The sequence below is a fragment of the Brevibacterium sp. R8603A2 genome (genome assembly GCF_023072605.1).
GTDB classification, from domain to species: Bacteria; Actinomycetota; Actinomycetes; order Actinomycetales; family Brevibacteriaceae; genus Brevibacterium; species Brevibacterium pityocampae.
This window is the reverse complement of sequence record NZ_JALLGN010000040.1, coordinates 1-905: the sequence shown is the minus strand read 5'-3', so window position 1 is coordinate 905 and position 905 is coordinate 1. Positions and strand designations below refer to the sequence as shown.

Here is a 905-nt window from a genome sequence, read left to right as displayed (position 1 = left end):
CCGCGCCACATCGTGCCGATCCAGTTGTAGATCTTCACACCCGTCGGCACCGCGATGAGCATCGTCATGAACGCGAAGAACGGGAGGAGGACCGCACCGGTGACGTACATGTGGTGGGCCCACACGGTGACGGACAGCGCGGCGATCGCGATCGTCGCGTAGACGAGGCCCTTGTACCCGAAGATCGGCTTGCGGCTGAAGGCCGGGAAGATCTCCGACACGATGCCGAAGAACGGCAGTGCGATGACGTACACCTCGGGGTGGCCGAAGAACCAGAACAGGTGCTGCCAGAGGATCGACCCACCGTTCTCCGGGCTGAACACGTGGGCACCGAGGATGCGGTCCGCACCGAGCGCGAGCAGCGCGGCGGCCAGCGGCGGGAAGGCCATCATCACGAGGATGCCGGTGATGAGGACGTTCCAGGTGAAGATCGGCATCCGGAACATCGTCATGCCCGGCGCACGCATGGTGATGATCGTGGTGATGAAGTTCACCGAGCCGAGGATCGTGCCGAAGCCCTGGAACGCCAGGCCCATGACCCACAGGTGTCCGCCGACCCCCGGAGTGAAGGTCGTGTTCGACAGCGGGGCGTAGGCGGTCCAGCCGAACGAGGCAGAACCCTGCGGGGTGAGGAAGCCGGCGAGCGCGATGAGGCTGCCGAACAGGAAGAGCCAGAACGCGAAGGCGTTGAGACGCGGGAACGCGACGTCCGGCGCGCCGATCTGCAGCGGCATGATGACATTGGCGAACCCGGAGAACAGCGGGGTCGCGAACATCAGCAGCATGATCGTGCCGTGCATGGTGAACAGCTGGTTGTACTGCTCCTTCGTCTCGATGATCTGCATCCCGGGCTCGAACAGCTCGAGCCGGATGAGCAGCGCCATGACGCCGCCGATGCAGAAGAA

Annotated in this window: 1 protein-coding gene; it reads right to left on the bottom strand. The window is 64.4% G+C overall.

The features are described 5' to 3' along the window. On the bottom strand, positions 1–905 hold a 905-nt coding region (locus tag MTQ12_RS14790), incomplete at both ends, for a cbb3-type cytochrome c oxidase subunit I (RefSeq protein WP_247619223.1).